The sequence below is a fragment of the Streptomyces buecherae genome (genome assembly GCF_014295035.1).
In the GTDB taxonomy this organism is placed as follows: domain Bacteria; phylum Actinomycetota; class Actinomycetes; order Streptomycetales; family Streptomycetaceae; genus Streptomyces; species Streptomyces youssoufiensis.
Window position 1 is genome coordinate 3,113,298 of the sequence record NZ_CP060404.1, and the last position, 23,942, is coordinate 3,137,239.

Genomic DNA, 23,942 nt, shown 5'->3' on the forward strand with positions numbered 1-23,942 from the left:
CCGCCCCGCGACAATGCCCCGCCCCGCCCGACCGGGCCCGCGGCGGCTACCCGCCACCTCTTGACCGTGTCCCGACATGCGTCAACCATGAGCGGGACGCCCGGGCCGAGGCCGCGGGCGGCACACCCCCCACCCGTCGCACTGGAACCCCAGGAGTGCACCATGCGACCGCGCACCCGTGCCCGGCGGACCACCGCCATCGCCGCGCTCATCGCCCTGGCCCTGGCGGCCCCGATCGCCGCCCAGGCCCAGGAACCCGACTCTCCCCGCAACCCCACGACCACCGAACGCGCCGCCGACGCCGTCCCCCGCCAGTACGAGGTACGCGGCGCCGACACCGTCGCCGCGCGCACCCTCATCGCGAGCACCGGCGTCACCGTGGACGAGGTACGCCGCGACACGGTCGTGATCACCGCCCACCCCGACCAACTCCCCCGCGTACGCCACCTCGGCTACACCACAAAGGAGTTGGCCGGCCCGCCGAAGCGCGGCGGCGCGGCACCCAGGGCCGGCGCCCGTGACTTCCCGTCCGAGGACGCGGGCTACCACAACTACCGCGAGGCGCTCGCCGAGATCGACGCGGCGGTCGCCAGGCACCCGGGCACCATGGCCAAGAAGGTCATCGGCACGTCGCACGAGGGCCGCGACATCGTCGCCGTGAAGATCAGCGACAACGTCACCAAGGACGAGGCCGAGCCGGAGGTGCTGTTCACCCACCACCAGCACGCGCGCGAGCACCTGACCGTGGAGATGGCCCTGTACCTGGTCCGCGAGTTCGGCGACAAGTACGGCAGCGACGACCGGATCACCAAGGCCGTGGACGGCCGCGAGATCTGGATCGTGCCGGACGTGAACCCGGACGGCGGCGAGTACGACATCACCGGCGGCCAGTACCGGATGTGGCGCAAGAACCGCCAGCCCAACAAGGGCACGACCGCCGTCGGCACCGACCTCAACCGCAACTGGAACTACCAGTGGGCCTGCTGCGGCGGTTCGAGCCCCAACCCGCGTGACGAGACCTACCGCGGCTCGGCCGCCGAGTCCGCCCCCGAGGTCAGGGTCGTCGCCGACTTCGTCCGCAGCCGGGTGGTCGCCGGAAAGCAGCAGATCAAGGCCGCCATCGACTTCCACACCTACGGCGAACTGGTCCTGTGGCCCTACGGCTACACCAAGGCCGACACCGCCCCCGGCATGACCCGGGACGACCACGACGTCTTCGCCACCTTCGGCAAGGAGATGGCCGCCACCAACGACTACACCCCCGAGCAGGCCAGCGACCTCTACGTCACCGACGGCTCGGCGGACGACTGGATGTGGGGCGCCCACAAGATCTTCACGTACACCTTCGAGATGTACGGCGGCAACGACGGCTTCTACCCGCCCGACGAGGTCATCGCCCGCGAGACCAGCCGCAACCGCGAGGCGGTCCTCCGGCTCACGGAGAACGCGGACTGCATGTACCGCGCCATAGGCAAGGAGGAGCAGTACTGCGCGGCCGGCTGAGCCGGGACGCCGCGGCGGCTTCCACCGGGCGGCCCCTGAACGGGGGCTGCCCGGTGACGCGTTGGGACGCGGACGTCCGTCAGAGCACGAGCGACACGAGGATCACGCACAGGACGCTCAGGAAGACGAACAGGCCGAAGAACAACCCGCGGTACCCTCCCGACGAGCTGACGAACTGCCCCGAGCGGTCGAGACGTCCCGCCGACGGGTTGCCGAGGGCGTCGGCCATCTCCGCCTTCTTCGGGTCTTCCGGCGGATAGACGACCGCTACCCGGGAGTTCACCGGCACGGCGTCCGTGGGGTGCGTCAGGAGGGTGGACACGAACGTCACCGCGTTCCCCTCCCGATCCGTGAACTCCACCACGGGACTCCACCTGTCGTGTCGCCAGTTCGACTCCGCGTCCGTCACGACCGAGCGCACCTCGTGCCCGACCACCGTGCCGATGGTGCGTACGCCGCGAGCCCGGAAGGTGTCCGCCTCCCGCTCGTCATCCCGCTTCATCCACAGGCAGATCCCTCCGGCCAGAACGGCTGCGCACACCACTGCCAGCAGGCTCGGCAGGTCAACTCCAGAGGAATCCGACATGGCAGCCTCCTCGGTGCGGCGTGGATGGACAATCCGTCCAGGACGAGTGGTTCAGCGAAGAGAGGTCCGTAACGGATTCCAGAATCGCAGACCACCTCGCGTACCACCCCGCACCTCGCACGAACGTGGCCACAAGTGCCCAGCTCATCTCCTCGGCGCACCCGCGCGCGAGCGCACGGCGTCCCGTGACGCGGACGCCTTTCCGCGCTATCCCACAGGCGCGTACGCGGGCACCGCCCGCACCCCGGCGAGTTCCCGCACGGTGGCCATGTCGCTGAAGGGCAGCAGCGCGTCACCGACGATCTGGTGCGGCTCGCTGCCCTTCCCCGCGATCAGGACGATGTCGTCCGGGCCGGCCGCCGACAGCGCGCGGGCGATGGCCTGACGACGGTCGGCGACGCGTTCGTACGGGGTGCCCGTCGCCTCGATGCCCGGGGCGACCTGGTCCAAGATCGCCTCCGGGTCCTCGTTGCGCGGGTTGTCCGAGGTGAGAACGCACAGGTCGGAGTGGGTGCCGGCGATCGTTCCCATCTCGGCCCGCTTGGTGGTGTCCCGGTCGCCGCCGCAGCCGAAGACGGTGATGACCTTGGACCGGGCGAAGCCACGGATGGTGCCGAGCACCTTGTTCAGCGAGTCCGGGGAGTGCGCGTAGTCCACGATCACCGAGGCGCCGCCGGAGGTCGTGACGCGCTCGAACCGCCCCGGGATCTGCGGCATCCGCTCCAGCGCGGCGACCAGCCCGGCCAGGTCGTGCCCCAGGGTGTGGCAGGCCGCCACGGTCGCCAGCGCGTTGGCCACCGAGAACCGGCCGGGGGTCGGGATCGCGGCCGGGTGCTTGCGGCCGTCGTGGTGCAGCGTGAAACGGGTGCCCGAGGCGTCCACCACCAGGTCGGTGGCCCGGTAGTCGGCCTCGGCGTCCAGGGCGTACGTGGTCACCGCGCCGGGCATCAGCGCGCCGATCCTGGCGCCCACCGGATCGTCGGCGTTGACCACGGCCCGCCGACACAGCCCCTGGAAGAGGCGGAGCTTGGCGTCCCGGTAGTTGTCCATCGTGCCGTGGTCGTCCAGATGGTCCTGGCTCAGGTTGGTGAAGACGCCGACGTCGACGAAGGTCCGGTCGACCCGGTGCGTCAGCAGGCCCATGGACGTGGCCTCCAGCACCACGGTGCCCACCCCGCGATCACGCATGCACCCCAGGAGGTACTGCAGGTCGGGCGATTCCGGGGTGGTCAGTACCGAGGGGGGCATCGGGATCAGCTCGTCACCGATGCGGCTGCCGGCCGTGCCGATCACGCCGGCCCGCACCCCCTCGGAGATCCGCAGCACGGACTCGACCATGTACGAGACCGAGGTCTTCCCGTTGGTGCCGGTGATGGCCACCATGTCCATGCCCCGCCCGGGTTCGCCGTAGTAGCGGGACGCGAGGACGGCCGCCGTGGCGCGGGCGTCCGGTACCCGTACGACACACGCGCCGTCCGCCGCCGCCGGCAACACGCGACCGTCCTCCACGACGACCGCCACCGCGCCCCGCGCGAGCGCCGGCGCGACCGCGCCGGGCCCGCCCTCCAGATGCCCCGGCACCGCGACGAACAACGACCCCGGCACCACCCGGGCCACGTCGAAGGCCGTTCCGGCGGTGACGCGCGTCTCCTCGACGTCACCTCGAAGGACGTGGTGGTTCTCTCCAGCCAACAGCTCGCTCAGCTTCACGATGATCCCTTCGAGGGTGGCCCGGCCGGGGTACGGCCATCGCCGGAGCGCGGCGACGGCGGTACGCCGAAGCCGCGTGGGGAGGTGGATCGCGTGCGATCCGCGTACGCGGGGTGCGTGACGTGCGCTAGGAGATGCGCGATGCGGGGTCGAAGCGGTGTGCGCCGTGCGCGGGAGGAGCGCGGAAACGACGGTCAGGCGGTACGGGGCCCGGCCCCGGAGCGGAAACCCGCGAAGGTCGCTAGGTCGCTAGCCGGGCCGGTGCAGCGCGATACGGCAGCCCGCCGCGCCACCGGGAACTGCCCGGTGCGGGCCCTTCCCGCTCACGCCGGTGCGACTCATATGGCCGAGTGTACGTCCGGGTGGGGGGTTGGAGGGTCGTGCGGGAGGGGGCGTACGGTACGACCCGCCTCCCGCTGGGTCGCCCGCGGCCAGCCGGCTCTGCCGTCCTGCCGCCCGGCCAGGCTTTCGGCCAGCCAGACCCCCGCCCCCTCGCCCACGCCCCTACCCCTCCGATATGACATCGCCCCCACCCGTCCGATCCACCACCAACGCCGGCGCGATCCCCACGGCCGCGCCGAGGCCGACCGCCAGGGCCGCGTCCGTCGCGCACGCCTCCTCGGCGGTGGCCCAGCGGCGGCGGTGCCGGCAGTCGCGGTCGTGGACGCAGAGGCAGGCCGGCGCCTCCACGAGGTCCGCGTCCGTGCACCAGCCCCCGTCCATGACGAGGACGAACTCGGCGGGCGCGCCGGGCATCGCGGGCCGCTCGTCAAGGGCGAGCACGCGGCGCAGGTTGGGTAGCTCGATACCCAGCGCGGTCGCGACGCGCGCCGCCGCTGCCGTCACCTGCTCCCCCGGTCGGACGACGACACCGGGCGGCTCCCACCTCGTGGCGTCATCCGACAGTTGCACCTGGAGCACGTGCGGCCAGCCGGCCGTGGTGACGTCGCCCGGGTCGCTCTCGATGCGCGGCTTCCACAGCAGCAGGACCACGCGCAGCCGGTGGCCTGCGCTCATGTCGCGCCCTCACACCGCTTGCGGACTTCCGCCAGGCCGAGGCCGCAGTCCTCGGGCGTCTTGCCGTTCGTCGTCATGACCCCGGCCTTCGCGTCCCCGTCGGACCAGAAGTAGCTGCCGGGCCCGGCGAGGGCGTCCAGAGCCACCTGGATGTGGTCGCTGTTGGCGCGAAGGTCACCCCGTTCCATCGCTGCACGATCGAACAGCGAGTTCTCGTAGGCGTGTTGGAAGTCCCAGTCGCACACAGGCGCCCAGGCACAGGTCGCGTCGGACAGCTTGGCCTCAGCGAGGAAGAACCTCAGTACGGCACCGGAGACGGTCGCGACTTCGTGGCGGCCGGTGAGTACGCGGTGCAGGGGGTTGTCACTCACCGGGCCGCCCCTCCCGGTGGCGCGGGCAGCGGCACGGGCCCCAGGCGGTGGGCAGGTACGTGGCCTCAAGTTCCGCAAGGCTAAGGGTTTCCGGGTCGACGCGGACGGTGGTGTCCGGGGCCAGTGGAACCGGCTCTTCGCCGGGGCGCTTGCGGTAGATCTTGAGGGTCATCGTGTGGGGCATGAGGTCGGGTCCTTGACGTACTGGCGGATTACCGCGTGTGACGAATCCCTCACAGCGTCGACCCAAACTGCGTAGCCTCGATAGGGCAAATGGAGTGAGCGCCAGGACCTCACCCGCACGTGAACACAGCCGAAAGGGGTGGGCGCAAGATGACGCTGCGTCAATCAACTACGGACCCGGACATCCCCGTTGGGGGCCTTGCTTTCTTCGGGAGCGAGGTGCGCTTCGCGCGCGAGCACGCGGGGATGACGCAAACACAGCTCGCGCTGGCCACAGCCTACGACCGCACGTACGTCTCGCACGTCGAGAACGGAAGCCTGCTCGGCTCGGCCCAGTTCGCGGAGTCGTGCGACCGGGTGTTCCAGACCAGCGGCTACTTCGGTCGGCTGGCTGAGCGCATCCGCGAGCGCAACCATCCTGACTGGTTCCTGCCGTACGTCGCGTTGGAGAAGGCAGCGGCATCCATCTCGGACTACTCGAACACCTTCCTGATGGGCGCGGTCCAGACGCCCGAGTACGCGGAGGCGATCTTCCGCTCCGCATCGCCGCGCAAGAGCGATGACGAGATCAAGGCCCATGTGGAAGCGCGGCTCTCTCGGCGTGAGGTGACGGACCGGAAGTCACCCCCGCACTTCTGGCTGATCATCCACGAGGCCGCGCTGCGGATTCCGGTGGGGAGCCCCAAGATCATGGCGGCACAGCTCGACTACGTACTGGAGCGGGCCTCGGAACCACACTTCACGTTCCAGGTGCTTCCGTTCCGGGCTGGCGCGCCGGCAGCAGAAATCCCTTTCACGCTGCTGTCGCCAACCATGAACGATGAGTCGCCCGTTCTCTACTCCGAGACCACAGGAAAGGGGCACATCAACGACTCGCAGGAGGCCGTGCGGGAGTGGGCAGGTAAGTTTGACCACATGCGCGCTTCCGCCGTTTCGGAAGCGGATTCGCTGCGCCTCATCCACCAGATCCGGAGGGAACACGAATGTACCGATGGGTGAAGTCCAGCTACAGCGGCGGGCAAGCGGGCCAGTGCGTGGAATGGGCCCCTGACCACGCGGCAACCGCCCGAGCCGTCCCGGTCCGCGACAGCAAGGACCCCCACGGCCCCACCCTCACCTTCGAACCCACCGCCTGGGCGGCCTTCATAGCGGGCGTCAAGGCGGGTGAGTTCCAGGGTTGAGGTCCCGTACGACGACCCCGCGTTCGACAGGAGAGCGCCCCATGAGAGACCGCTGACCAGCGCTCAAGGGGCGCTCTCGCTTTTCGGGACGACATGTTGTCCGCCCCCCGCGCTCAACCAACCGCCAGGGGCGAGCGATGAACACCGCTCCAGCCATCCGGCACTACACCGCCGACCACGCTGCGGTCATGCGTGAGGAACTGCTCGACCTGCACGACGCGGTGTACGAGGGCAGTGGCGACCCTCTTGCCGCCCGAGACGCGTTCGCACCCTTCCTCGACCACTGGCTCGTCGCGGAGAACTTCGCCTGCACCGCTGCCCGCGCTCCCAACGGCACCCTGGCCGGGTACGCCTATGGCGCTCCCCTCACTTCCCACACCAGTTGGTGGGACGGGCTGATCCCACCCCTGGACGCAGCCGCGGCTGCCGAGAACGGCACGCGCACCTTTGCCCTGTCCGAGCTGCTGGTCGGTAGGGAATGGCGCGGAACCGGCACCGCACGGCGCTTGCACGACGCGTTGCTTCACGGCCGGCCCGAGAGCCGGGTCACCCTGCTGACTCCCGTCGACCATTCGAAGGTCGTGCAGATGTATCGGAGTTGGGGATACGAGCGCGTGGGTGAATGTGTCCCGTTCGCGGGGGCGCCCCGGCTGGTCGCCATGCTGCGGAGCTAGTCGGATCAGCCGATCCCCGCGATCGGCTCGCGCGGGCCCGCGGCCGTCGGGCCAGTGACGCTGACGCGCAACCCGCCCACGCCACCCGGGGGTTAACCCGACCCCCGATCCGGATGATCGCCCCAGCGCGGCGGCCCGTGTCCGGCGGGCACAGTGAGGGGGACGAGGCGGCGGGGCACGGTGCCCTGCGGGGTGGCACCGCGGCCGTGGTTCCCATGCGTGAGGACGTACACGTGACGAAGCACAAGCGCGCGCTCGCCGGGGCGCTCACCCTCGCCGTGGCGGTCGGGGTCGCGGGGGCCGTGCTCCCGGGGAGCGCCGCCGCCGCGAGCGGCACGACCGCCTCGGCGCGGTCGGCGAAGGCCGGCGGCGACCACGCCGGGGTGCGGGCGTACCTGCGGCGGCTGACCAGCGACGACGGAGTGCCCGGCGCCCTCGCCGAGGTGCGGGACCGGCGCGGCAGCAGGGTGTTGACCAGCGGTGTCGCGGACGTGGACAGCCTCGCGCCGGTGCACCGCGACAGCAGGTTCCGGATCGGCAGCATGACCAAGATGTTCACGGCGACGACCGTGCTGCAACTGGTGGAAGAGGGCGACGTACGTCTCGACGCGCCGGTGGAGCGCTATCTGCCCGGCGTCGTCCGGGGCCACGGCAACGACGGCCGGAAGATCACCGTCCGCCAACTGCTGCAACACACCAGCCGCCTGCCCGACTTCCTCGACTACCTCAAGCCGCAGGACATCGTCGCCGACCCGCTGGCCCACCACGACCCGCGCGACCTGGTGGCCCTCGCGCTCCAGCACCCCCCGGTCGACAAGCCGGGCACCAACTGGGACTACTCCAACACGAACTACCTGCTCGCCGGCATGATCATCGAGAGGGTGACCGGCCACACGTACGCCCACGAGGTCCACGAGCGCATCGTCAGGCCGTTGCGCCTGCGCGAGACGTACGTACCGAGCGAGACGACGATCCGTGGCCCGCACCCGCGCGGGTACGCGCAGCCCGGCAAGGACGCGCCGTTGGTGGACATCACCCGGATCGACCCCTCCATCGGCGGCGCGGCCGGCGGCATCGTCTCCAGCGGCACCGACCTCAACACGTTTCTGGCCGCCCTCCTCGGCGGGGACCTGCTCCAGCCGGCCGAGTTGCGGGAGATGACGCGCACCCAGCCCACCGGCGGCGACGGCGACCGCGCGTACGGCCTGGGCCTGGAGAGCAGGTCGCTGCCCGGCGGCGGCCGCTACTGGGGCCACTCCGGCGACTTCCTCGGGTACGAGACGATGGCCGGCGCCACGGTCGACGGCCGGCAGGCGACGGTCATGGCGAACCTGGGCCCGGGCAGTTCGGACGCCCAGAGCGACCACATCCGGGCGGCCGTCGAGACGGCGCTCTCGGGGGGCCGCGCACCGGACCGGGGGTAGCGACCGCCCGGAAGGGCGGGAGCGGGCGGGGCGGGTCCGCGGCGGGATGGCGCCCGGGTGGGCGGTGGGTCGCGGACTCAGCCGGGCGGCGGGGTCGGGGAGCGTATGCCGAGCCACTGCCGCGCGCCCCAGGCGTCGAACCGCTCCACCTCGGTGAACCCCAGCTTCGCCGCGAGACGCATCGAGGCGGCGTTGGCGCTCTGGGTGGTGAGCACCACCGGCTCGCCGGGCAGCACGGTGGCGAGCCAGTCGAGTGCCGCCACGCACGCCTCGGTGGCGTACCCCGCTCCCCACGCGCGGGGCAGGAAGAGGTAGCCGAGGTCGACCTTGCCCCGGGCGGCCGGGCGGCTGTGTCCTGTCGCCCTGCTGAGCAGGAGTTGGCCGACCATCGCCCCGTCGAGTTCGACGACGAAGCTCCCGGGCCGCCGCGCGGGCACCTCGGGCATCTCGCGCTCCAGTTCGTCACGCGGTCGGGGACCGCCGAGGTAGGCGTGCACCTCGGGCGAGGCGAACAGCTCGACGAAGGCCGCGCGGTCCCGGGCCTCGGACGCGCGGAGTACGAGCCTGCCGGTGCTGATCGGCTCGGGTGGCCAGGTCACGGGCCCCAGATCGTCCATCCGTGCACGCTAACAGGAGGCCGAACCAAGCGGCCGGCCCTCGCCGTTGGGCGCCGACACCGCCTGGGCGACTGGACCGTCACCCATCGGCTGGGGGTCGGGCGCGACCGGCGCCGGTACGACGCCGCCGAGCCGTCGCGGTCGCGGTCGCGGTCCTGACGTGGGCCGCCACCCGTTTGTCGGCGAGGTGGCGGCCGGTCGGTCGCGGGCGGCGCGCTCCGTCGGCGAGCTGCCGGTAGCCGCCGGGCCCGGCTGTGGGGCGCCAGCCGCGAACCGACCGGCATCGACCCGGGCGAGGTCCCGTCCGTTGCCGGCGGCGGCGCCGGGTGGCCGCGCGTACGCCCGTCGGACGCGAAGCCCCGGCAGCCGCTGGCGCGTCACGCCGGGCGGGTGGTCTCCCAGGCCGCCTCGATCATCTGGAAGATCTCGTCCAACGCGGCCTCCGGCTCGGTCGCCTCGCGGGCCAGCGTGTACGCGGCGATGGCGAACCGCGCGATGGTCCGGCAGACCGTCGGGGTGCGGGCCGGGACGAACTCGGCCTCGATGGTCGCCGCCAGCGCCTCCGCGTGGCGCAGCCGCATCGACTCCTCGTACTTCCGCAGGGCGGGCGAGGAGTCGATCATGTGCCAGATCGGGCCGGCCCCCTCCCCCGTGCAGTGGCGGACCAGGGCCAGCACCTCGCGGCGCAGCGCGGGGACGAGCGGTTCGTCCGGCGCGCGGTCGGTGACCGCCCGGGTGAGGCGCTGCTCGAAGTCCGCGTCCTGCTCGAAGACCAGAGCCTCCTTCGCGGGGAAGTGCGAGAAGAGCGTGGTGACGGCCACGTCGGCCTCGGCCGCCACGTCGCGGATGCCCACCGCGTCGTACCCGCGCTCCAGGAAGAGCCGCAGGGCGGTGTCGGCGATCTTCTGGCGGGTGGCGGCCTTCTTGCGCTCACGGCGTCCGGTCGGCACGGTCATGGCCGCAGACTAACAGGTGCGAAACAACAACCGTTTCGGAAAGCTAACCGTTAGTGCTACGGTTCGCCGCATGAGAAAAGTGAGCTTCGCCGAGTTCGGCGGTCCCGATGTCCTGCAACTCATCGATGCCGAGGAGCCCCACGCGGGCCCCGGCCAGATACGCGTCGCCGTGCGGGCGGCGGGCGTGAACCCCGTCGACTGGCGGATCCGGGAGGGCCAGAAGCTGGCGGCCCATCCGCTCGCGCTGCCCTCGGGGGTCGGCCTCGACGCCGCCGGCGTGGTGGACGAGGTGGGCGCGGGCGTCGAGGGGGTCGCGGTCGGCGACCGCGTGTTCGGCGAGGGAAGCAGCACCTACGCCGAGTTCGCCGTGCTGGCGCACTGGGCCCGGATGCCCGAGGGGCTGTCGTTCGAGGAGGCGGCCGGCTACCCGTGTGTCATGGAGACCGCGCTGCGCGTCATCGGCGAGGTCGGCGTGGTCCCCGGGCAGACGCTGCTGGTCAGCGGGGCGTCCGGCGGCGTCGGATCGGCCGTGTTGCAGGTCGCCCGCGACCGTGGCATCGCGGTGATCGCCACGGCCGGGGCCGCCAACCAGGAGTACGTGCGCGGCCTGGGCGCCCGCGCCACGACGTACGGGGACGGCTGGGTCGAGCGGGTACGACAACTCGGCCCGGTGGACGCGGCGCTCGACCTGGCCGGCTCGGGCGTGATCCGGGAACTCGTCGAGCTGACCGGGGACCCGAACAAGGTGGTCTCCATCGCCGATCTCGACGCGCCCAAGCTCGGCGTCCGCTTCTCCGGCGTGGCCGGGAGCGTGCCGGACGCGCTCGCGACGACCGTCGACCTCCTCACGCGCGGGAAGCTGCACATCCCGGTCGAGAAGGCGTACCCGCTCACCGACGCCGTGGCGGCACACGTCGACAGCCAGGCCGGCCACACGCGCGGGCGCCGGGTCATCGTCATCTGAGCCGGGAGGCGGGGCCGAGGGGGGCCGAGGGGGCGGCCGGTGGGGGGCCGTGCTCGGGGCAGGGGGCCGAGCGCGGCGAGTCGGACACCCACGCCGCCCCCCGAGCGACCCGTCACGGTCACTCGGGGGGCGGTCGGTTCGCGTCAGGCGCACGGGCCACACCACGCGCCTGATCCACACCGGACTCCTGACCCACACCGGGCCCCTGCCCCACACCGAGCGCCTGGCCCGCGTCGGGCGCGTGGTGCGCGTGGTGCGCGACCCATGGGCGGTGCGCGTCGGCCGCGTGGTGGCGCGGGCCGGCGCGCTGGCGCGCGATGCCGGTCGGAACGGGCGCGAACGGGGGTGAGGCCGGCGTCACTTGGTGGCGATGAGCCCCGGGGTCGCGGTGGTGACGGGACGGCCCGTGGCGCCCGCGTGGGCCGCGCGCGGCTTCGGCAGGGTGCAGCCGGGCAGGGACAGGTCGACCTTGTTGCCGGCGCCGACGCAGCGGGTGATCTGGTACGTCTGCTGCGCGTAGCCGATCCCGCGGCGGACGGTGACCTGGCCGTTCTGGTCCACCTCGCACGGGTTGTTCATCGTGCAGCGCTGGCCGGACTCGTTGATGGTGTTGTTGACGGCCACGACCTTGCCGCTGGCGGTGTCGATGACCGGCGAGCCGGAGGTGCCGCCGATGACGTTGCAGGGCGAGGTGTAGCGGACCGAGTCCTTCCAGGTGTAGGGCCCCTCCCGCAACTGGTTGACGAAGCCGTTGGCGTTGCAGGTGTAGGTGCGCTTCCAGTAGCCGGAGACCACCTTGATGCCGGCGCCGGAGGTGGGCCGCTCGGCGGACAGGGCCAGCGCGTTGACGTTGTAGCGCTGCTTGATCTGCGCGTACGTCGCGTTGACCTGGTAGAGCGCGGCGTCCGTGTCGGTCATCGTGCCGTACGCGAGCTTGGTGGCCCGCACCGTGCCCGCGTTGCCCGCGTTGGCGTTCAGCAGCGTGAAGCTCCGGCTGGACGGCTGGTCCACGAGCACCTGGCCGGCGCCCGGCATGCCGCCCTCCAGACAGTGGCCGTTGGTCAGCACCATGGCGGGGTCCTGGTCGGTGGAGTTGGGCAACTTCACGATCGAGCCCGAGCAGTTGCTCAGCGCCACCGTGCCCTCGTACGTCACGGCGTTGACCTGGGGCGAGGTCACGCCGGAGGCGTTCGTACCGGTGCCGGTCGCGCCCGCGTCGTGGGCCGCGGCGGACGAGGCGCCGACGCCGGCGACCAACGAGCCGCTCAGCGCCAGGGCGGAGAGCGCACCTATGACGGTTCGGTTCACGTGGGGGAGTCCTTCCCTCCGGATGTGCCGCGGATGTGCTGCGGTTTTGTCATGCGCATTCTGAGCGCAACGGCCCCTCCGGGCAATCAAGGAATCGGAAACCCCAAAAAATGGCGGGTTCACATCAGCTCCACATGTTGACCCGAGCATGCCAGAACCCAAGACTGTCCCCGGCACCCGCGCCGTACGCCGCAGCGGGCCCCGTGTCCACTCGCACCCCGGTGGCGCGGCTTTCGCACGTCGCATTTACTGGACCCACCCCCACCAGGAGACCCCCATGCGACTCCGAACCAGGGGCAGGCGGACCACCGTCATCGCCGCCCTGATAACCCTCGCGCTCTCCGCGCCGTTGGCGGCCAACGCCAACGACGCGGACTCCGGCGCCCGCGATGCCAAACCCGCCGCGGCCGAGGCCGCCGACGTCGCCCGGCAGTACGACGTGACCGGCCCGAAGACCGTGGGTCAGCGCACGGAGATCGCCGCCACCGGCGCGGCCATCGACGCCGTACGCGAGGGCGCCGTCACCATCACCGCGAACCCGGCCGAGCTGAAGCAGGTGCGCGCGCTCGGGTACGAGGTCAAGGCGCTGCCCGGACCGCCCGCTCGGACCGGCAGCAAGGACGCCACGCCGCGCGACTTCCCGCCGGCCGACTCGCGCTACCACAACTACGCCGAGGCCACGGCGGAGATCAACGACCGGGTCGCGAAGAACTCGAACATCATGAGCAAGCGCGTCATCGGCAAGTCCTACCAGGGCCGGGACATCGTCGCGATCAAGATCAGCGACAACGTCGGCACCGACGAGGCCGAGCCGGAGGTGCTGTTCACCGCGCACCAGCACGCGCGCGAGCACCTGACCGTCGAGATGGCGCTGTACCTGCTCCGCGAGTTCGGCGACAAGTACGCCAGCGACGCGCGGCTCAAGAAGCTCATCGACAGCCGCGAGATCTGGATCGTGCCGGACGTGAACCCGGACGGCGGCGAGTACGACATCGCCAGCGGCTCGTACCGGAGCTGGCGCAAGAACCGGCAGCCCAACGGCGGCGCCACCGGCACCGACGAGAACCGGAACTGGGACTTCAAGTGGGGCTGCTGCGGCGGCTCCTCCGGCAGCCCGACCTCCGACACCTACCGCGGCCCGCGCGCCGAGTCGGCGCCCGAGGTGAAGGTCGTCGCGGACTTCGTGCGCAGCCGGGTCGTCGGCGGCAAGCAGCAGATCAAGACCGGCATCGACTTCCACACGTACAGCCAGCTCATCCTGTGGCCGTTCGGCTACACCACCGCGGACACCGCCCCCGGCCTGACCCAGGACGACCGGGACGCGTTCGCCACCGTCGGCCGCAAGATGGCCGGCACCAACGGCTACACCCCCGAGCAGTCCAGCGACCTGTACGTCACCGACGGGTCGATCGACGACTGGCTGTGGGGCGACCAGAAGATCTTCGGCTACACCTTCGAGATGTACCCGGGCCCGGGCGGCGGTGGCGGCGGCTTCTACCCGCCCGACGAGGTCATCGAGCGGGAGACCAGCCGCAACCGCGAGGCCGTGCTGCTCCTCCTGGAGAACTCCGACTGCATGTACCGCTCCATCGGCAAGGAGCAGCAGTACTGCTCCGGTAGCTGAGCCACCGGCGCGGTGGCGGCGCCCGTCGCCGCCACCTGAAGTCGTCTGAACTCGCCTGAAGTCGCTTGACCGGCCCCGGTGTTCGGCCTCACCGCCGAGCACCGGGGCCGGTGCGCTGTCCGGGTGTGTCGTCCCGGCGTGTCGTCCCGATGCGTCGTCGTACGTCGGGGCCGGGGCGCTGTCGTACGTCGGGGCCCGGCGGCGGGGTGGGTCAGCGGGTGACGAGGCTGGCGAGCAGTTCGGCGGCGGGCTCGGGGTGGACGAGCCAGCGCAGGTGGCTGCTCTCCAGCGAGTGGACGTCGAAGGGGTTGTCCGGGGTGAGCGCGTCGGCCTCGCGGATCATGCGGTCCTGTACGGCGGGCGGCACGCTGGCGTCGTCGGTCAGGCGTACGTACGTCCTGGGCACCCGGCCCCAGGTCGCCGCTTGCGCCCGGTCGGCGGAGGTGCCGGCGTCCAGGTTCTCGTCGGGCTGGAAGGTGTTCAGGAAGGTGCGGAACTCGTCGTCGGTCAGGTCGGCGGCGAACGCCTGCTTGAACGCGGCGAGCGCCGTCGGGTCGGCGGTACGGAAGTTGGTGCGCAGCAGGCCGAGTTCGGCCGGGTTGCCGACCAGCGTGCTGGCGAAGGCCATGGGGTCCACGTCCGCCATCTCCGGCTGCGCGTAGTAGCCGCTCACGTCCAGCTCGACCGGGCACCAGGCGGCCACGTACACGAGCCGGTCCACCAGTTCGGGGCGGGCGTTGGCGACGGCGGTGGCCGTGATGCCGCCCCGGCTGTGCGCGACGAGGAGGGTGGGCCCGGTGCGCTTGGCCCGCTCCAGGGCCTCGATGACGCGGGCCACGTTGTCGGCGAGGGTGACCCCCTTGATGCCGCCCGGCTCCGCCGCGAGCGCGGCGAGGTCCTGGGGCGCCTGGTAGGCGGCGGGGTACGTGGCCTCGAAGCCGTGGCCGGGGAGGTCGATCGCGGCCGAGCGGTGCCCGAGCAGGGCCAGCTCGGCCTGGAGCGGCGCGAACGAGAACGAGTTCGCGAAGGCGCCGTGGACGAGGACGAAGGTTGGCGTGTTGTGCATGCCTCAGCCTCCACCGAAACGATCTTCGGGGCAAGGTCGGGGCAGGTGGCGGGCCTCGGGCGACGGGCCCTCCCCCGCCGCCGCCCCGGCCGCGCGCCGGGCCAGCCGGGCGAGGGCGGACCGCAGTTCGGGCGGGCCGACGACCTCGAAGTCGGCGTCGAACCGGCCGACGGCGCAGGCCAGTCCGGCCCAGGACCAGGAGCCGAGGACGAGCCGGCAGCGGCCGGGACCCCACTCCTCGACGAGCCCGTCGAAGGCGTGGCGGGCGACGTCGGCGGCGGGCAGGTCGAGGATCACCTCGCCGCGGCAGGGCCAGTCGCCGGGCCCGTCGGCGCCACGGAACCGGCCCGCGACGAAGGCGGCCACGTCGCCGCCCGGGAGCGCGCGCGGGGTGAAGCGGGGGCCGGTGGGCACGCGCGGGGTGACGCGGTCCGCGCGGAAGGTGCGCCAGTCGGCACGGTCCAGGTCCCAGGCGAGCAGGTACCAACGCCCGCCCCAGGCGACCAGGTGATGCGGCTGCACCCGACGCCGCACGCGGGCGGCCTCGCGGCCTGGCGGCGGGGCGGCGGCCTCGCGGGCCGACGGCGGGGCGGCGGCTTCACGGGCCTGTGACCGGGTGGCGGCGTCGAGGTTCGGCGGCGGGTCGTCGCCACGGTGGTCGGTGTCCTGCGGCGGGCCGGCGGGGCGGTCGTCGGGGCCGTCTCGCGGGGGCGCGGGCGGGGGCGCGTAGTCGAAGCGGAGTTCCTCGCGGGCCCGGACCGCGTCGGCCAGCGTCGCGAGCACGCGGCCGTCTGGCTGTTCGGCGGGGGTGCGCGGGGACGCGACCACGGTGGCCCGGAGCGTGTCGATCCGGTGCCGCAGCCGGGTGGGCATGAGGTCGCGCACGGTGTGCAGGGCGCGGGCGGCGGCCTCGCCGATGTCGGCTCCGGGGCCGGAGCCGGCCCGGCCGCCGGCCGTGGCCGCGGCCGCGGTGGTCTGGAGGGCCACGGCGAGCGCGACGGCCTGGTCGTCGTCGAAGAGCAGCGGGGGCAACCGGGAGCCGGCGTCGAGCCGGTAGCCGCCGTCCGGGCCCTTGGTGGCGACGATCGGGTAGCCGAGTTCGCGCAGCCGGTCCACGTCACGGCGGATCGTACGGACATGGACGTCGAGCCGGGCGGCGAGGTCGGCGCCCGGCCAGTCCCGGCGGGCCTGCAACAGGGACAGGAGCGCGAGCAAGCGCGAGGAGGTCGTGGGCACCCACCCATTCTGGCCGGGGTAGCGGACACGTCCTGTCCTCTCCCCCTGGGACGGTCAGCCGCACGCCCGGCGACCGGGGGCGGCCATCCCGGCCGCTCCCGCCCAGCCCGGGCCGTGACCGCGCCGGCGGCGCCGGCGCCCGTGAGCACACCGAGGCAAGGAGCCCCTCATGTCCCTGACGACCACCACGCACCTCAACTTCCGTGGCGACGCCCGCGCGGCGCTCGACTTCTACCAGTCCGTCTTCGGCGGGCGCACCACCGTCGTGACGTACGCGGACGCCGCCGCCGCCGCCGCCGCGTCCGGCCTGACCGACACACCCACCACAGCCGACACACCCACCACAGCCGACGCGACCGACCCGGCCGAGGGGCGGTGGGTGATGTGGGGCGAGGTCGTCGCGGAGGACGGCTTCCGCGTCATGGCGTACGACGTGCCGTCCGGGATGCCCTGGGAGCGGGGGCGGAACTCCTTCTTCGTCTCGGTGCGCGGCGACGACACCGAGGAGATCGCGGCCCGCTGGGACCGGCTCACCGCCGACGCGGCCGGATCGACCGTGCTGCACCCGCTGGCGCCGGCGCCGTGGGCCGCGCTGTACGGCATGGTCCGGGACCGGTTCGGGGTGGTGTGGGTGCTGGACGTCGTCAGCCCCCGGTGACGGACGAACGCCCCGGCGGGGCGCGCGGGTCGGCCCCCTCGCCGCTCCGCGCGCCCGCCGGGGCGCCCGCTGGTCCGCCTGGCGCGACGCACCGGGCGGCCCGCTAGATCACCAGGCTCAGCAGCCCCGCCACCACGAAGCCCACCACCGACAGGACCGTCTCCAGGACCGTCCAGGACTTGAGGGTGTCGCGTTCGGAGATGCCGAAGTACTTGGCCACCATCCAGAAACCGCCGTCGTTGACGTGCGAGGCGAAGATGGAGCCCGCCGAGATCGCCATGATCACCAGCGCGAGGTGGGCCTGCGAGTAGTCGCCGTCGGCCAGCAGCGGCGAGACGATGCCGGCCGTGGTGACGATGGCCACCGTCGCCGAACCCTGCGCGACCCGCAGCACCACCGAGATCAGCCAGGCCAGGACGATGACCGGCAGGCCGGCGCTGTCGAAGGCGTCGGCCAGCGCCTGGGCCACGCCGCTGCCCTTGAGCACCGCGCCGAACACCCCACCCGCGCCGACCACCAGCAGGATGTTGCCGACCGGCTTGAGGGACGCGGTGGACACGGTCTCCAGCGACTTGCGCGACCAGCCGCGCCGCAGCCCGAGCAGGTAGTACGCGAGAAGCAGCGCGATGGTCAGCGCCACGAAGGGGTGGCCGAAGAACTCCACGATCGAGCGGCCCGTGCTCGGGTCGAAGGCGATGGAGGAGAACGTCGCGCAGAGGATGAGCAGCAGCGGGGTGCCGATGATGGCGAGCACGGTGCCGACGGAGACGGGCGCCTCGGCGGCGCCGGAGCCGCCCACGCCGCCACCCGCCCCGGCGGAGCCGCCCTTGCCGGTCGAGCCGGCGAGCGCGCGCTGCTCGGCCGCGACCGCGGCCTTGGCCTCATCGGCGGCCTCCACCATGTCCTGCGGGACGGGCACGAAGACGCGGTGGCCGATCCACGCGGCGTACGCCCAGGCGGCGAGCACGGCGGGGATTCCGCAGACCACGCCCATCAGGATCACCCAGCCGAGGTCCACTTCGAGCAGGCCGGCCGCGGCCACCGGGCCCGGGTGCGGCGGCAGGAAGGCGTGCGTCATGGACAGGCCGGCGAGCAGCGGCATGCAGTACAGCAGGATGGACTTGCCGCTGCGCTTGGCGGCGGCGTAGACGATCGGCGCGAGGACGAAGATGCCGACGTCGAAGAAGACCGGGATACCGAAGATCACGCCGGTCACGCCCATCGCCAGCGGGGCCCTGCGCTCGCCGAAGAGGGTGAGCAGCCGGGCGCTGAGCGCCTCGGCGCCGCCGGAGACCTCGAGTATCGCGCCGAGCATGGTGCCGAGCCCGATGATGATCGCGATATGGCCGAGGATGCCGCCCATGCCGGACTCGATGAGCGAGACGGCGTCGGACTTCTGCACGGTGCCGAAAAGTTCGGTGACCGAGAGGCCGGCCGCGAGGCCGACCGCGATGGAGACCGCGAGCAGCGCGACGAACGGCTGCAGCCGCACCTTGATGATCAGGAAGAGCAGGAGCGCGATACCGAGGGCGGCGACCGTCAGCAGGCCGGCGGTGCCGTCGATGAGCAGCAGGAAGCCACCGGTGTGCGATGGCGTCTCGGCCGCGGGTGCGGCTGCGAACAACATGGGAACTCCGTTGTTTCCAGGGGTCGGTGGGTGGGGCGGGCCACGGCACGCCGAACGCGGGCCGGGTGCCGGGGAGAAGGGGACGGGGTACGGGGGGCGCGAGGTGTGGGGCGTCACGTGCCTTGGGTGTGAAGCGGTTGGGGGGTGGCCGCGGCCAGTCCGTCGACCGGGTGCCGCGCCGGGCGCCGGCATCGAACCCGGTGGCGGGTCGCGCGGGCGCCGGGGCGGGGCGCGGGGCCGGGCCGCCGGCCGGAGCGGGTGACGGGCACCCGCGCCGTACGTGGGGCTGTGCGCTCGGCCCGCCAACTCCGGTGCTTCAAGCCCCAGTTGGCGTTCCGCCGAGTCGGTGATGCGGTGATGCGGTGATGCGGTGATGCGGGGGGGTGCGGGTGGGGCCGGTCGTCCGGGGTGGGCGGCTGGTCCCGGTCGCGGGGTCGGTGCGGCGCGCGGGTCGCGGAGGGCGGCCCTGGCGTGCGCGGGTGGGGCGCGGCCGGCGCGGGAAGGACGGGCCGGCGCGCGGGGAGGGGTGCGCCGAAGCGGCGCCCCTGGTACCGCCGGCGGCGGCGGGCCCGGGGTCGGGCGCGTCGTGCCGGGGCGTCGTACGCGAGATGGCGTGCTGTCGTACCGGGCGGTGCGGGGGTGTCGTACCGGGGTCGTACGGGGTCTCGCACCGGGGTCGTACGGGGGTGCCGCTGCCGGCCCGGGGTGTGGGGCGGGAAGCGGCGGGGCCGGTGCCGCGGGCCCTCCGGCGGGGGTGGGTCCGGAGGGGCCGCGGCGCCGGGGATCAGCCGAGTACGGCGAGCGCGTCGATCTCGATGAGCAGCCCGGCCGGCAGGCCGACGTAGACCGTCGTCCGCGCGGCGGGGGCCTCCGTCAGGTCGGCGAAGTACTCGTTGTAGATCTCGTTCATCTCGGCGAAGTGGTCGACATCGGTGAGGTAGACGCGCAGCATCATCACGTCCTCCCAGCGCGCGCCGCCCTCCTCCAGGATCGCCTTGACGTTGGCCAGCGTCTGCAGGGTCTGCTCGCGCAGGGTCGGCCCGGCGGGGGTCGGGGACTGGCCGGAGACGGCGGGCAGGAAGCCGACCTGGCCCGCGACCTGGAGGATGTTGCCCTTGCGGACGCCGTGCGAGAACTTGGCCGGCGGCGCGGTGTGGGTGGCGGGCGTGATGGCCGTCTTCTGGAGCTTGTCGCTCATGCGAGGGTTCCTCTGCTTCCGTACTTCCGGGGTTGCACAACGGACGGGGGGTGGCCGGGCGGGCCGGCCGGGCTCTGGCGGGTCGGTAACGCGGCGGCGCACGAGGCCGGGACGGCGCGCGGGGCCGACGCGTACGGGGTCGTGAGCCGTGGCCCGGTGGACGCGCCGCGCCCGAACCCGCCACACCCGAACGGGGTGGGCCCGCGCCGCGCGGTCACTGGTGCCGCCCGGAGTACTCGCGGGTGATGGCGTCGGCGGTGCGGCGCACCAGCGGGAGCAGGGTCAGCAACTCCTCGGCGGTGACCACGACGTTCGGCGCCGAGACCGAGCACGCGGCGACCACCCGGCCGTCGGCGCCCCGGATCGGCGCGCCGACGCAGTTGATGGACTCCTCGTGACCGCCGAGGTCGCTGGCCCAGCCCTGCTCGCGCACCTTGGCCAGCTCGGCCAGGAAGGCGGCGGGCCCGGGCGTCGAACGGGAGGTGTAGAGCGGGTAGTCGAGCCGCTCGGCGATGGCGCGCCGCTCCGGTTCGGGCAGGTCGGCCAGGAGGAGCTTGGCGACGGCGGCCACGGTGATCGCGACCGGCTTGCCGATCCGCGAGTACATCCGCACCGGGTAGCGGCTCTCCACCTTGTCGATGTAGAGCACCTCGTTCTCCTCGTACACCGCCAGGTGCACGGTGTGCCCGCACTTCTCGTTGAGTTGGACCAGGTGGGCGTGGGCGATCTCGCGCACGTCCAGGTTCTCGACGGCCTCCTGGGCGAGGGCGAACAGCCGGGCCCCGAGCCGGTAACGCTGGTCCTGCTGCCGGTAGACCATGCCGTGCTCGTGCAGCGTGCGCAGCAGGCGCAGGGCGGTGGACTTGTGGACGCCGAGCCGGTTCGCGACCTGCTCCAGGTTGGCCGGGCCCTCCGCGAGCAACGGCAGGATGCTCAGCGCTCGGTCGACGGTCTGACTCATCGGTTACGTACCTCCGCGTTAGGTCCCCCTACGGTAGGTACCTCCGCGCCCGGCTCCGCCTCGGTCCAGCCGGCGGACAGACGCAACGCGCCCCAGGCGTCCGGGTCGAGCGCGGCGAGGCGGTCCGCCTGGGCGCGGGAGGGCGGGGTGCCGAGGTCGCCGGGGACGGTGAGGGCGGCGGCGGCCATCAGGTGCCCGTGCCGGACCCGGGCGAAGACCGGCAGGCCGCGCAGGGTGGCGGAGAGGAAGCCCGCGGCGAAGGCGTCGCCGGCGCCGACGGAGGCGACCACGTCCACGCGCAGCGCCGGGGCGTACGTGACGGTGTCGGTCCCCGTCGCGGTGGTGCCGGTTCCTATCGCGGTGGTGCCGGTACGCGTCGCGGTGGTGTCAGGCGCGGTGTTGGCGGACTCGCGGGCGTAGACCGTCACGCCCTCCGCGCCGTGCTTGACCACGAGGACCGCGGGCTCGGGCAGCGCGGCGCGGATGGCGGCGGGGCCGCTCAGGCCCCAGGCCGCCTCCGCCTCGTCCTCGCCGACGAAGACCAGGTCACAGCCGCGCGCGAGGTCGGCGAGCACCTCGGGGCCGGCCTGGTCGGCCGCGCCGCGACCGCGCCAGAGCCCGACCCGGTAGTTGACGTCGAAGGAGAGCAGCGGGCGGCCCGTGGCCGGGGTGGTCAGCTCGCGCATCAGGGCGAGGCAGTCGGCGGACAGGGCGGCCGTGATGCCCGAGACGTGCAGCACCCGGCCGCTCCACAGCGTGGCTCGGTCGAAGGCGCCGGGCGCCATCGCGGCGGCGGCGGAGCCGGCGCGGTAGTAGACGACCTCGGAGCCGCCGGCGGGCGCGGCGGCGCGCACCGCGCGCTCCCCCGCCGTGCGGAAGTAGATGCCGGTGGGCCGGGCCTGGTCGCGCTGGACCGAGGCGGTGTCCACGCCGGTCGCGGCGATGGCCGCCACCAGGTGGTCGCCGAAGCCGTCCGCGCCGACCCGGCTCACCCAGCGCGCCGAGTGGCCCGCGCGGGCCAGGCAGCAGGCCACGTTGGACTCGGCGCCGCCGATCCCCCGGTCGAAGGTGGGGACGTCGGCGAGTCGGCCCGCCTGCCGGGGAACGAAGGTGACCATGGACTCGCCGAGGCACACGACATCGACGTCCGGGCTGCTCGGGGCTGCGGTCACGATCGCTCTCGCTCCTGTCGCGCGGTCTTCGTCGTCTGCGTGGTGCCCGCCCGGAACCCTCGGCGGGTCGGGCGGAGTTCCGTTCGCGGCCGGTCCGGCTGGTGCGGCCGGCCTCTCGCGGAACCCGTACGTGTGCTGTGTTTGCTGTGTGTCCTGCGTGTCCCGCGGCGCCCGTCGCGGGCCCCGCGCGCCACGGCCGGGCCGGCGGGGGCCGCCCGGGGTTTCGACGGACGGTTCGCACCGTTGACCCGGTGCTTGCCGGGATGTTAGACAGCAGTAAGCGATATACGCAATGGATGTTGCAGTATATGCAACAAGAACTTTGGGGGGCTCGATGGCCACCGAGAACACCAGGGACGCGGACCCACGACCCGCGCCGACGCCGCGCCCCGCCGCCGGGGCGGGCGACGCGGGAGACGCGACCGGCGCGCACGGGACCAACGGCACGGGCGCCACCACCCCCGCCGCCGACGCCGCGGCCGGCCGGCTGCGCCGGGTGCGCGACGCGGTGGCGCCGCTGGCCGTCGAGCGGATCGACCACCGGTTCAAGGGGCTGCCCCCGGACGCCGACGGCTCCACCGTGGGCGCCCTGGCCGCCGAGCGCAGGTCGCTGTTCACCGGCGGCTTCACCACCCCGGTGCTCGCCCTGTCGGCCGAGTCGCTCGCGCACAACCTCGCCCTCATGGAGACGTACGCGCACCGCCACCAGCTCGCCTTCGCGCCGCACGGCAAGACGTCGATGGCGCCGCAGCTCTTCGAGCGGCAACTCGCGCACGGCGCCTGGGGCATCACCGCCGCCCTCCCCTCCCACGTCCGCGTCTACCGCGCCTTCGGCATCCAGCGGATCTTCCTCGCCAACGAGGTCGTGGACGCCGCCTCGCTGCGCTGGCTGGCCGGCGAACTCACCGCCGACCCCGACTTCCGGCTCATCTGCTACGTGGACTCGGTGCGCGGCGTCGAGCTGATGGACGCGGCGCTGCGCGAGGCCGGCGCCGCGCGCCCCATCGACGTGGTGGTCGAACTCGGCGCCGGCCCCGACGCCCGCACCGGCGCGCGCAGCGTCGCCGAGTGCGAGCTGATCGCGGACGCGGTGGCCGAGGTGGGCACGCTGCGCCTGGTCGGCGTCGCCGGCTACGAGGGCGAGGTGCCGCGGGCCGACGACGCGTCCGTACGCGCCTGGCTGCGCCAACTCACCGCGCTGCTCGCCTCCTTCGACCGGGCCGGGCGGTTCGGCGCCGAGCCCGCCGAGATCGTGGTGAGCGCGGGCGGCAGCGCGTGGTTCGACGCGGTGGCCGAGGTCTTCGCGGAGCTGCCGCCGCTGTCGGCCCCGGTGCTCAGGCTGCTGCGCTCCGGTGCGTACGTCTCGCACGACGACGGCCACTACCGCGAGCTGACGCCGTTCAACCGGGTGCCCGACGAGGGCGCGCTCCAGTCCGCGTTCCGGCTGTGGGCCCAGGTCATCTCGCGGCCCAACACCGAGCAGGCGTTCCTCAACGCGGGCAAGCGGGACGCCGCGTACGACCTGCACCTGCCCGTGCCGCAAGTGGTGCGCGACGGCCGCACCGGCGAGCTGCGCCCGGCCGACGGCATCGCCCTGACCGGCCTGTCCGACCAGCACGGCTGGCTGCGCACCGAGCCCGGCACCCGCCTTGAGGTGGGCGACTGGGTCGGGCTCGGCCTGTCCCACCCGTGCACCTCCTTCGACAAGTGGCAGCTCATCCCGCTGGTCGAGGCCGACGGCACGGTCACCGACCTGATCCGCACCTTCTTCTAGCCCCACGGGCCGGCCGGCCCCGCCCCCGTGCGCCGGCCGGCCCACCGCCACCCCCCGCACTCCCCCACGCCGCACACGCGCCACACGCGTCACACGCAGCACGCCCGCCACACGCAGCACCCGCAAGCCGCC

General features: G+C 73.1%; 23 protein-coding genes. 9 read left to right on the top strand and 14 right to left on the bottom strand.

Annotated features, from left to right (window positions below):
- Nucleotides 1-162 precede the first annotated feature (162 nt).
- Complete coding sequence (locus tag H7H31_RS11570; RefSeq protein ID WP_187061882.1) at nt 163-1,503, top strand: M14 family metallopeptidase; 1,341 nt, start codon at nt 163-165, stop codon at nt 1,501-1,503.
- 79 nt (nt 1,504-1,582) lie between these two features.
- On the opposite strand, the gene H7H31_RS11575 is transcribed toward H7H31_RS11570, so the two are convergent.
- From H7H31_RS11575 to H7H31_RS11595, 5 genes are all read right to left on the bottom strand, one after another.
- Entirely contained in the window at nt 1,583-2,089 is a 507-nt protein-coding gene (locus H7H31_RS11575) for a DUF3592 domain-containing protein (RefSeq protein WP_187061883.1), read from the bottom strand.
- A 207-nt stretch (nt 2,090-2,296) separates the two neighbouring features.
- Nucleotides 2,297-3,799, bottom strand: coding sequence for a UDP-N-acetylmuramoyl-L-alanyl-D-glutamate--2,6-diaminopimelate ligase (locus H7H31_RS11580; RefSeq protein ID WP_187061884.1), 1,503 nt, complete (start codon nt 3,797-3,799; stop codon nt 2,297-2,299).
- Nucleotides 3,800-4,303: 504 nt separating this feature from the next.
- Nucleotides 4,304-4,816 (bottom strand): hypothetical protein, encoded by a 513-nt coding sequence (locus tag H7H31_RS11585; protein ID WP_187061885.1) that lies wholly within the window; start codon nt 4,814-4,816, stop codon nt 4,304-4,306.
- Complete coding sequence (locus H7H31_RS11590) at nt 4,813-5,187, bottom strand: hypothetical protein (RefSeq protein ID WP_187061886.1); 375 nt, start codon at nt 5,185-5,187, stop codon at nt 4,813-4,815. Before H7H31_RS11590 ends, H7H31_RS11585 begins: the two co-directional genes overlap by 4 nt.
- Nucleotides 5,180-5,371: a hypothetical protein gene (locus H7H31_RS11595; protein WP_187061887.1), complete on the bottom strand. Its 192-nt coding sequence runs from the start codon at nt 5,369-5,371 to the stop codon at nt 5,180-5,182. The genes H7H31_RS11590 and H7H31_RS11595 overlap by 8 nt, the downstream gene beginning before the upstream one ends.
- A gap of 119 nt (nt 5,372-5,490) precedes the next feature.
- Here H7H31_RS11595 and H7H31_RS11600 point away from each other — a divergent pair, with 119 nt between their 5' ends.
- The 4 genes from H7H31_RS11600 (at nt 5,491) to H7H31_RS11615 (ending at nt 8,649) form a co-directional block, all read left to right on the top strand.
- Nucleotides 5,491-6,369 (top strand): helix-turn-helix domain-containing protein, encoded by an 879-nt coding sequence (locus H7H31_RS11600; RefSeq protein ID WP_232109801.1) that lies wholly within the window; start codon nt 5,491-5,493, stop codon nt 6,367-6,369.
- The gene (locus H7H31_RS11605; RefSeq protein WP_187061888.1) at nt 6,354-6,551 is read left to right on the top strand and encodes a DUF397 domain-containing protein; all 198 of its coding nucleotides are present in this window, start codon (nt 6,354-6,356) and stop codon (nt 6,549-6,551) included. The genes H7H31_RS11600 and H7H31_RS11605 overlap by 16 nt, the downstream gene beginning before the upstream one ends.
- A gap of 137 nt (nt 6,552-6,688) precedes the next feature.
- The gene (locus H7H31_RS11610) at nt 6,689-7,225 is read left to right on the top strand and encodes a GNAT family N-acetyltransferase (RefSeq protein ID WP_187061889.1); all 537 of its coding nucleotides are present in this window, start codon (nt 6,689-6,691) and stop codon (nt 7,223-7,225) included.
- Nucleotides 7,226-7,458: 233 nt separating this feature from the next.
- The gene (locus tag H7H31_RS11615; protein ID WP_232109802.1) at nt 7,459-8,649 is read left to right on the top strand and encodes a serine hydrolase domain-containing protein; all 1,191 of its coding nucleotides are present in this window, start codon (nt 7,459-7,461) and stop codon (nt 8,647-8,649) included.
- Nucleotides 8,650-8,726: 77 nt separating this feature from the next.
- Here the strand turns inward: H7H31_RS11615 and H7H31_RS11620 are convergent, their stop codons facing one another.
- Nucleotides 8,727-9,266, bottom strand: coding sequence for a GNAT family N-acetyltransferase (locus tag H7H31_RS11620; RefSeq protein WP_187061891.1), 540 nt, complete (start codon nt 9,264-9,266; stop codon nt 8,727-8,729).
- A gap of 377 nt (nt 9,267-9,643) precedes the next feature.
- The gene (locus H7H31_RS11625) at nt 9,644-10,222 is read right to left on the bottom strand and encodes a TetR/AcrR family transcriptional regulator (protein WP_187061892.1); all 579 of its coding nucleotides are present in this window, start codon (nt 10,220-10,222) and stop codon (nt 9,644-9,646) included.
- A gap of 70 nt (nt 10,223-10,292) precedes the next feature.
- Here H7H31_RS11625 and H7H31_RS11630 point away from each other — a divergent pair, with 70 nt between their 5' ends.
- Nucleotides 10,293-11,186, top strand: a complete 894-nt coding sequence (locus tag H7H31_RS11630) for an NADP-dependent oxidoreductase (protein ID WP_187061893.1) — start codon at nt 10,293-10,295, stop codon at nt 11,184-11,186.
- Between the two features lie 357 nt (nt 11,187-11,543).
- Here H7H31_RS11630 and H7H31_RS11635 read toward each other — a convergent pair whose 3' ends face one another.
- On the bottom strand, nt 11,544-12,494 hold the full coding sequence (locus H7H31_RS11635; RefSeq protein ID WP_187060225.1) for a S1 family peptidase: 951 nt from the start codon (nt 12,492-12,494) through the stop codon (nt 11,544-11,546).
- Nucleotides 12,495-12,771: 277 nt separating this feature from the next.
- Here H7H31_RS11635 and H7H31_RS11640 point away from each other — a divergent pair, with 277 nt between their 5' ends.
- Nucleotides 12,772-14,118, top strand: coding sequence for a M14 family metallopeptidase (locus tag H7H31_RS11640; protein WP_187060226.1), 1,347 nt, complete (start codon nt 12,772-12,774; stop codon nt 14,116-14,118).
- Nucleotides 14,119-14,329: 211 nt separating this feature from the next.
- Here the strand turns inward: H7H31_RS11640 and H7H31_RS11645 are convergent, their stop codons facing one another.
- Complete coding sequence (locus H7H31_RS11645) at nt 14,330-15,184, bottom strand: alpha/beta fold hydrolase (protein WP_187060227.1); 855 nt, start codon at nt 15,182-15,184, stop codon at nt 14,330-14,332.
- A gap of 3 nt (nt 15,185-15,187) precedes the next feature.
- Nucleotides 15,188-16,420, bottom strand: a complete 1,233-nt coding sequence (locus H7H31_RS11650) for a helix-turn-helix transcriptional regulator (protein WP_187117900.1) — start codon at nt 16,418-16,420, stop codon at nt 15,188-15,190.
- Nucleotides 16,421-16,589: 169 nt separating this feature from the next.
- Here H7H31_RS11650 and H7H31_RS11655 point away from each other — a divergent pair, with 169 nt between their 5' ends.
- Nucleotides 16,590-17,078 carry a VOC family protein gene (locus H7H31_RS11655; RefSeq protein ID WP_187059841.1) on the top strand — a complete coding sequence of 163 codons (489 nt, stop codon included), beginning with the start codon at nt 16,590-16,592 and terminating at the stop codon, nt 17,076-17,078.
- Between the two features lie 103 nt (nt 17,079-17,181).
- Here H7H31_RS11655 and H7H31_RS11660 read toward each other — a convergent pair whose 3' ends face one another.
- The 4 genes from H7H31_RS11660 to H7H31_RS11675 all read right to left on the bottom strand — a co-directional run bounded on the left by H7H31_RS11660 (nt 17,182) and on the right by H7H31_RS11675 (nt 21,982).
- A complete protein-coding gene (locus H7H31_RS11660; protein ID WP_187059842.1) occupies nt 17,182-18,705 on the bottom strand; it encodes a GntP family permease in 1,524 nt (507 codons plus the stop codon).
- A gap of 784 nt (nt 18,706-19,489) precedes the next feature.
- A complete protein-coding gene (locus H7H31_RS11665; RefSeq protein ID WP_187060173.1) occupies nt 19,490-19,903 on the bottom strand; it encodes a RidA family protein in 414 nt (137 codons plus the stop codon).
- A 214-nt stretch (nt 19,904-20,117) separates the two neighbouring features.
- The gene (locus H7H31_RS11670; protein ID WP_176163749.1) at nt 20,118-20,864 is read right to left on the bottom strand and encodes an IclR family transcriptional regulator; all 747 of its coding nucleotides are present in this window, start codon (nt 20,862-20,864) and stop codon (nt 20,118-20,120) included.
- A complete protein-coding gene (locus H7H31_RS11675) occupies nt 20,861-21,982 on the bottom strand; it encodes a sugar kinase (RefSeq protein WP_232110282.1) in 1,122 nt (373 codons plus the stop codon). Before H7H31_RS11675 ends, H7H31_RS11670 begins: the two co-directional genes overlap by 4 nt.
- A 562-nt stretch (nt 21,983-22,544) precedes the next feature.
- Between H7H31_RS11675 and H7H31_RS11680 the strand changes: the two genes are divergently transcribed.
- Nucleotides 22,545-23,810 carry an alanine racemase gene (locus H7H31_RS11680; RefSeq protein WP_187060175.1) on the top strand — a complete coding sequence of 422 codons (1,266 nt, stop codon included), beginning with the start codon at nt 22,545-22,547 and terminating at the stop codon, nt 23,808-23,810.
- Nucleotides 23,811-23,942 lie beyond the last annotated feature (132 nt).

Coding starts and splice junctions, on each gene's coding strand:
- H7H31_RS11630 (WP_187061893.1), top strand. CDS start 10,293: ATGAGAAAAGTGAGCTTCGCCGAGTTCGGCGGTCCCGATGTCCTGCAA.
- H7H31_RS11570 (WP_187061882.1), top strand. CDS start 163: ATGCGACCGCGCACCCGTGCCCGGCGGACCACCGCCATCGCCGCGCTC.
- H7H31_RS11665 (WP_187060173.1), bottom strand. CDS start 19,903: ATGAGCGACAAGCTCCAGAAGACGGCCATCACGCCCGCCACCCACACC.
- H7H31_RS11660 (WP_187059842.1), bottom strand. CDS start 18,705: ATGTTGTTCGCAGCCGCACCCGCGGCCGAGACGCCATCGCACACCGGT.
- H7H31_RS11645 (WP_187060227.1), bottom strand. CDS start 15,184: ATGCACAACACGCCAACCTTCGTCCTCGTCCACGGCGCCTTCGCGAAC.
- H7H31_RS11610 (WP_187061889.1), top strand. CDS start 6,689: ATGAACACCGCTCCAGCCATCCGGCACTACACCGCCGACCACGCTGCG.
- H7H31_RS11595 (WP_187061887.1), bottom strand. CDS start 5,371: ATGCCCCACACGATGACCCTCAAGATCTACCGCAAGCGCCCCGGCGAA.
- H7H31_RS11575 (WP_187061883.1), bottom strand. CDS start 2,089: ATGTCGGATTCCTCTGGAGTTGACCTGCCGAGCCTGCTGGCAGTGGTG.
- H7H31_RS11620 (WP_187061891.1), bottom strand. CDS start 9,266: ATGGACGATCTGGGGCCCGTGACCTGGCCACCCGAGCCGATCAGCACC.
- H7H31_RS11585 (WP_187061885.1), bottom strand. CDS start 4,816: ATGAGCGCAGGCCACCGGCTGCGCGTGGTCCTGCTGCTGTGGAAGCCG.
- H7H31_RS11670 (WP_176163749.1), bottom strand. CDS start 20,864: ATGAGTCAGACCGTCGACCGAGCGCTGAGCATCCTGCCGTTGCTCGCG.
- H7H31_RS11655 (WP_187059841.1), top strand. CDS start 16,590: ATGTCCCTGACGACCACCACGCACCTCAACTTCCGTGGCGACGCCCGC.
- H7H31_RS11605 (WP_187061888.1), top strand. CDS start 6,354: ATGTACCGATGGGTGAAGTCCAGCTACAGCGGCGGGCAAGCGGGCCAG.
- H7H31_RS11640 (WP_187060226.1), top strand. CDS start 12,772: ATGCGACTCCGAACCAGGGGCAGGCGGACCACCGTCATCGCCGCCCTG.
- H7H31_RS11625 (WP_187061892.1), bottom strand. CDS start 10,222: ATGACCGTGCCGACCGGACGCCGTGAGCGCAAGAAGGCCGCCACCCGC.
- H7H31_RS11675 (WP_232110282.1), bottom strand. CDS start 21,982: ATGGTCACCTTCGTTCCCCGGCAGGCGGGCCGACTCGCCGACGTCCCC.